5 protein-coding genes and 1 pseudogene are annotated in these 6,209 nt (G+C 38.4%); 4 read left to right on the top strand and 2 right to left on the bottom strand.

Going from position 1 to position 6,209, the window contains the following annotated elements:
- The first annotated feature begins 82 nt into the window (after positions 1–82).
- A complete protein-coding gene (locus V7147_RS21775; RefSeq protein ID WP_335369904.1) occupies positions 83–1,432 on the top strand; it encodes a TrkH family potassium uptake protein in 1,350 nt (449 codons plus the stop codon).
- A gap of 31 nt (positions 1,433–1,463) precedes the next feature.
- On the opposite strand, the gene V7147_RS21770 is transcribed toward V7147_RS21775, so the two are convergent.
- Positions 1,464–1,820: a DUF3905 domain-containing protein gene (locus V7147_RS21770; protein ID WP_335369903.1), complete on the bottom strand. Its 357-nt coding sequence runs from the start codon at positions 1,818–1,820 to the stop codon at positions 1,464–1,466.
- A gap of 273 nt (positions 1,821–2,093) precedes the next feature.
- Between V7147_RS21770 and V7147_RS21765 the strand changes: the two genes are divergently transcribed.
- Complete coding sequence (locus V7147_RS21765; RefSeq protein WP_335369902.1) at positions 2,094–2,249, top strand: hypothetical protein; 156 nt, start codon at positions 2,094–2,096, stop codon at positions 2,247–2,249.
- Positions 2,250–2,407: 158 nt separating this feature from the next.
- On the opposite strand, the gene V7147_RS21760 is transcribed toward V7147_RS21765, so the two are convergent.
- The gene (locus V7147_RS21760; RefSeq protein WP_335369901.1) at positions 2,408–4,153 is read right to left on the bottom strand and encodes a B12-binding domain-containing radical SAM protein; all 1,746 of its coding nucleotides are present in this window, start codon (positions 4,151–4,153) and stop codon (positions 2,408–2,410) included.
- Positions 4,154–4,532: 379 nt separating this feature from the next.
- On the opposite strand from V7147_RS21760, the pseudogene V7147_RS25280 reads away from it, so the two are divergent.
- Together V7147_RS25280 and V7147_RS25275 are read left to right on the top strand one after the other, a co-directional pair.
- A pseudogene (locus tag V7147_RS25280) lies at positions 4,533–5,156 on the top strand (HAMP domain-containing protein); the annotation flags it as partial.
- Between the two features lie 6 nt (positions 5,157–5,162).
- On the top strand, positions 5,163–6,110 hold the full coding sequence (locus V7147_RS25275; protein WP_438824626.1) for a methyl-accepting chemotaxis protein: 948 nt from the start codon (positions 5,163–5,165) through the stop codon (positions 6,108–6,110).
- The last annotated feature ends 99 nt before the right edge of the window (positions 6,111–6,209 follow it).

Raw genomic sequence — 6,209 nt, 5'->3', positions numbered from 1 at the left:
TGACCCACCTCATGTGGGTCTAAAAAAATCGGGCGCAAATACGCAGAGGCGTATTTGATCTAAAAGGTTAGGGTGAAAAATAATGTTGAAAAAAATAAATAGATACATCAGTGAACTCACACCTGCCCAATTGATTTTTGCATTTTATCTGTTGGCAGTATCGGTATCTGTTGCCTTACTAAGTTTACCTATCGCAATTAAGGAAGGAGTAGAGGTATCTTTTATTGATACATTATTTACAGCTGCAAGTGCCATTAGTGTGACTGGCCTTAGTGTTATATCCATAAAAGATACATATTCGGTTGCAGGTATTTTTATTTTAATTTTTGTTTTACAAGTTGGCGGCATTGGGATTATGACGATGGGAACCTTCATCTATCTAATATTCCGCAGGAAAATCGGGTTGCGTGAAAGACGTTTAATCATGGTAGACCAAAATCAATCACAGCTTTCAGGTTTGGTAAATCTTCTTAAACAAATTTTAATTATCTTTGTTACGATTGAGTTGTTTGGAAGTGTGATTTTAGGTCTGTATTTTATTCCATTTTTTGATACGTGGCAAGAAGCGTTTATACACGGGATCTTTGCAGCGGTTAGTGCAACAACAAATGCCGGTTTTGATATTACAGGGAGCTCTTTAATACCTTTTGCAAATGATTATTTTGTCCAATTTATAACGATAATTTTAATCATTCTAGGAGCGATTGGCTTTCCAGTTTTAGTGGAGATAAAAGATTTTCTTCTTAATAAAAAAGGAAGATATCGTTTTTCATTGTTTACGAAGCTAACAACCGTCACCTTTTTGTCTTTGGTTGTATTTGGAACTTTGATGATCCTTCTACTTGAGCTCAATCATTTTTTTGAAGGAAAGAGCTGGCATGGGGCTTTTTTCTATTCGTTGTTCCAGTCGGTGACAACTAGAAGTGCAGGGTTAGCTACGGTGGACGTGAATGAATTTACTGAGTCTACTTTGTTATTCTTAAGCTCTATGATGTTTATTGGGGCTTCTCCAAGCTCTGTTGGAGGGGGAATCCGCACGACAACCTTTGCGATTAATATTTTGTTTTTATTCAATTTCGCAAGGGGCAACAAATCTATTAAAATTTTTAAACGTGAAATCCATGAAGAAGATATACGCAAGTCTTTAATTGTGACGATATTTGCGTTTTTTACGTGCTTTTTATCTATTTTTATTTTAACAATTACAGAAGAGTTTACATTTATGGAGATTTTATTTGAAGTTGCATCTGCATTCGGAACATGTGGATTGACAATGGGGATTACCCCTGACTTAAGTAACTTTGGAAAAATACTTATTATGTTACTCATGTTTATAGGGCGGGTTGGAATCCTGAACTTTATCTTTATTATCGGGAAGAAAGGGAAGGACGTAAATTACCACTACCCGAAAGAAAGACTTATTATCGGATAATGAAAAGAGCATCCGGGAGGATGCTCTTTTTTCAGTCATTGCCGTAGCTAGTATCCTTGGATGGATGCATGAAAGGAACCCCTTTAGGCTGCTTTTTACTTTCCAATAGCTCACGGTTTTCAGATGTGTTCCAGCCAATGTCATTTGTCGGATGGACCCACTGGTCACCGGCCATAATCTCAGGGTCTGTTTCCTCACTCCAATTATTCAGCGGGGAATTGGGTGAATTATAGAGGCTATCCCCAATCACAACTCCATGATCATTGACAAATGGCTCCTGTATTTTTATTCCGGTCCCTTTAAAGGATGGAGCGGAGATTTGATGGGGCATTGTTTCATCCAAAATCGGTGATTCAATTTCTACAGATTGGTTTTTCTTTTTCGACATCTATATACACCTCACATATTTAGTTTGAATTTAGTGTTTGCAATGATAAGAAAATTTATAAAGTGCCTGGGGAACCCAAATACGGGTGAACGCAAAAATCGGATCGGAGACAGAGATCTGTGAGAACAAACGCAAACAATGTGGGTTAGACGAAAAAACATGGATCCGACGCAAAAATCTGGTCAGAGATGCAAATCTATGATTAAGGTGAATTTTACCATTTATGGACGGAGTAATCATGGTGAAAACTACTGATTAAAAGGGGGTTGAAACATGAAACGTAAAGTGAAATTTGATGCTGCGAAAAAGAATAATTTTACACCAAAAGAAAGCATGCCGGATACGGAATTTTCTGCAGAAGCGGATTCTGAAAATCCAATAAAGGGTGCAAATCGTAATTCAAAAAAAGGCAATAGTACAGGGGAATAATCCAAAAACGCAAGCGCCATGATCAGCCCCGACAAGCACAAGACGAGATGGCTAGAAGGTTGTTCTTTGACCTTCTTGACAGATTGGCTTGTGACCTCGAGGGGCTAGGCGCTGGAGTTAGATGTAAAAAGAGTCAGCACTTCGCTGACTCTAATCTTTTAGGATGCATTTCGTGTAAATACCTTTGCTTGACGAGAAGTAGGGTCAAAATAAACAAGCAAATACGTATCTTGTAATGTAATTTCACCTGTTTGTTTATACATCTCAAGGTCAAATGGAATTTTTTCAACGACGGTATGCTTGTACAAATCTTTTTCCTGAAGATGTAATTTACTAAATTCCTCACCTAAGGCATCCGGATGCTCCACAATCTCCTGATAGAATATCCCTCTATCTTGCTTGCTAACGAAGTCCTCCCACCATGGTTTACGTGGTTTGTACTTTTGATTTCTTAAGTAATCATATTTCATGATCGCTTCAATAACTGGAAGCTGTTCACGGTTTGTTTCTTGAAGAAATTCGTAGAGACGTTTGAATAAATCCTCCAGCTGGTGACCAATTCGTGACCAACCACGTTCATCCCAATACGTCCCAAAGTCTTGAAAGAAATCAAAGGGTGTTTCAAAACTATGATTTACTAAAAACTCCACTGTTTCATTCATGCGGTGGTCATTCCAATACTTTTCAAGCACGTCCTCAACCTGTTTTATGCGAGTAATATCATCGAAGCTCAAGACATTGTTACCAAGAATCTCATATGGTGAATGATCCATATATTTGTAATCATGCTCTGCCGCTCGAATTCGTAACCCAGTTCCACGAAGCATTTTTAAGAAACCAAGTTGTAGTTCCTCCGGTCGCATGTCAAAGACATCATTAAAGGTTTTTCGGAAGGAGTGATAATCTTCTTCTGGAAGACCTGCGATCAAGTCTAGATGTTGATCAATTTTTCCACCTTCCTTTACCATCATGACCGTACGCTGAAGCTTTGAGAAGTTTTGCTTTCGCATCACCAACTCGTTTGTCAGGTCATTTGTGGATTGGACACCAATTTCAAATCGGAACAATCCAGCAGGTGCGTTTTTATTTAAAAAATCGATGACTTCAGGTCGCATGATGTCTGCCGTTATTTCAAACTGGAAGACGGTGCCTGGGCGACGCTCATCAATTAAAAATTGAAACATCTCCATTGCATAGCTCCGGCTAATATTAAAGGTGCGGTCAACGAATTTAATGGTTTTGGCACCATGATCCATTAAGAAGCGAATGTCCTCTTTGATTTTTTCACGATCAAAATAGCGGACCCCAACTTCGATGGATGAAAGGCAAAATTGACAATTAAAAGGGCAGCCACGACTGGTTTCAATATACGTCACGCGTTTTGACAAAGAGGAGAGATCCTCTTCAAAGCGAAAAGGTGATGGCAAATCCTTTAGGTTTAGTTTATTTCGCTGTGGATTGAACTTTAGTTGCCCCTCTTTACGGAACGCGACCCCACTTATTTCATCTGTACTCTCCCCATCACGAATCGCCGTCAGTAAATCTTTAAAGGTTTCTTCACCCTCACCCATGACGATGTAATCAACCTCTTGTATGCGTTCAAGCCATTCGTGCACATCATAGGTTACCTCAGGACCCCCAAGGATGATGACTAACTCCGGATTTATTTTTTTGAGCATTTTGATAACTTTAATGGTTTCTTCAATATTCCAAATGTAACAGCTAAAGCCAATAACATCTGGTTTTTTTCGATACAAATCGGTAACGATGTTCATCGCTGGATCTTTAATTGTGTATTCAGCCAGTTTTACATCGAATTCAGGCGCGGCATATGCCTTTAAATACCGAATCGACAGACTTGTATGGATATACTTTGCATTTAATGTACTAACAACAATGTTCATTCTCTTGCTCCTTATTCTTTCGATTAACTAATATATTTTACCACAGGAGGATAGTTGAACCAAATGGCGGTTGCTTTTTCCAAATAAATTTGCAGAATATATTTCAAAATCCGACAATTTCTACTATAATAGGGGATAGTGAAAACGGTTTATTTTCGATATAGAGAGATAGGTCAGCGAAGGGGGAAGGCAATTGAAGGCGTCAAGTAGAAAAAAAGTGGTAAAAACGGTTCGCAAAAAGCCGCCATCAAAACTCACATCATGGTGGCATAATTTAAAGATTGGCTCTAAATATGGAGTTGCATTTACTTTTACAATTATATTGTTTTGTGTTACAGCTGCAATCATATTTATTCAATTATTCAACATTAACAACGCAATGAAGGAAGTTGAAAAAAGTGGTGAGCACTCCATTCTCATAACAGAGATGTCTAGAGTTTTTAGCCAATTGGGTAGTGAGATTAGCTTATATGCACAGAATGGCAATGGCACGCATGTAACGGCTATTCAGGATTTAAGTGAGCAGTATGATGAATTATCCAAGGAACTAAGTCCTGCTATTACAACATTTGAGCTTGAACAGCTTTATAACAAGGTTGGCGAAAACAAAGAGGGGCTGACCAAATTGTTTGATGAGCAGGTTTTTCAAGCAATCATTCGTATGGATAAGCTAGCAGCCATTCAAGCTAGTAAAGAGGCTAACCAGATTATTTCTGATACTGTAAATAAACTAAATCAGCTTCGAGTAATTATGAAAACGAAAAGTGATCAATCAATTACAGCAGCCAATTCGAATGTATCTGGAACGATTGTCGTTTTACTCGTTTCAATAGTGGTGTCTTCAGTTATTGCAATCTTGAGCCTTGTCATTATTGGTCGCAATATCGGGAAACAGCTTAACAATTTGGTTAGAGTTTCAGATCGTATATCAGGCGGAAATCTCCAGGTAGACGAGATTCAAGTAAAAGGAAAAGATGAAATCGGGTTGCTGAGTAATTCATTAAATGTCATGAATAACAGCCTTCGTTCGATGATTCATGAAATCTCAACTGTCTCTGACCAAGTGACATCAAAGAGTTCTGAATTGATGATTTCATCAAGTGAAGTGAAGGCAGCAAGCCAACAAATTGCATCTACCGTCCAGGAATTGTCAACTGGCGCTGAGGAACAGGCACATTCATCAACCCAATTAGCAAAAATGATGGAGGAATATGCTGAAAAAATACAGACAGCTAACCAAAATGGAAGTCAAATTAATGAATCATCACAAAATGTATTAGAAATGACGGAAAAAGGTCATGAATTCATGAATGCTTCAACAGAGCAAATGAATAAAATTAACAGCATCATGGAATATTCCGTGAAAAAGGTTAAAGGGCTTGATGAACAAACAAAGCAAATTTCAACTCTCGTCAAGGTTATCCGTGATATTGCGGATCAAACCAATCTTTTAGCACTTAATGCTGCAATTGAAGCTGCTCGTGCTGGGGAACACGGGCGAGGATTTGCAGTAGTCGCTGATGAAGTTCGAAAGCTTGCCGAGCAAGTATCTCATTCCGTTAAAGACATAACTGATATTGTAAATAGCATTCAAAAAGAATCTAATTCTGTTGCACAAAGTCTATTAGATGGGTACAGCCAGGTGGATGAAGGGGCTAAGCAAATTCAAGTGACAGGTCAAACGTTTAAGGATATTTACGATGCGGTTTCCGTCATGGTTAAACGCATCCAGAGCATATCCGAGAGCCTTGACACCATCGCAAGCAATACAGTCGAGATGAATTCGTCGATCGATAATATTGCAGCTGTTTCCGAACAGTCTGCAGCGGGAATTGAGCAAACATCTGCCTCTGTCCAGCAAACAAATAGTTCAATGGAAACAATCTCTGATCACTCAGAACTACTCTCGGATTTAGCAAGCAGATTAAACACAATGATAAGTAGATTCAAACTGTAAAAGAATTGAGCCAGTGCCTCTAAGTTGGGTACTGTTTTTCCTTTTACAAAAATAGGGATACCAAAATATGATAAGGTTTTGTAAAATAAATCATAATGA

This window comes from Bacillus sp. JJ1521 (assembly GCF_036965165.1).
GTDB lineage: Bacteria > Bacillota > Bacilli > Bacillales > Bacillaceae_L > Ferdinandcohnia.
Note: the sequence above shows the minus strand (reverse complement) of the source record. Positions and strands in the feature narration are given on the sequence as shown.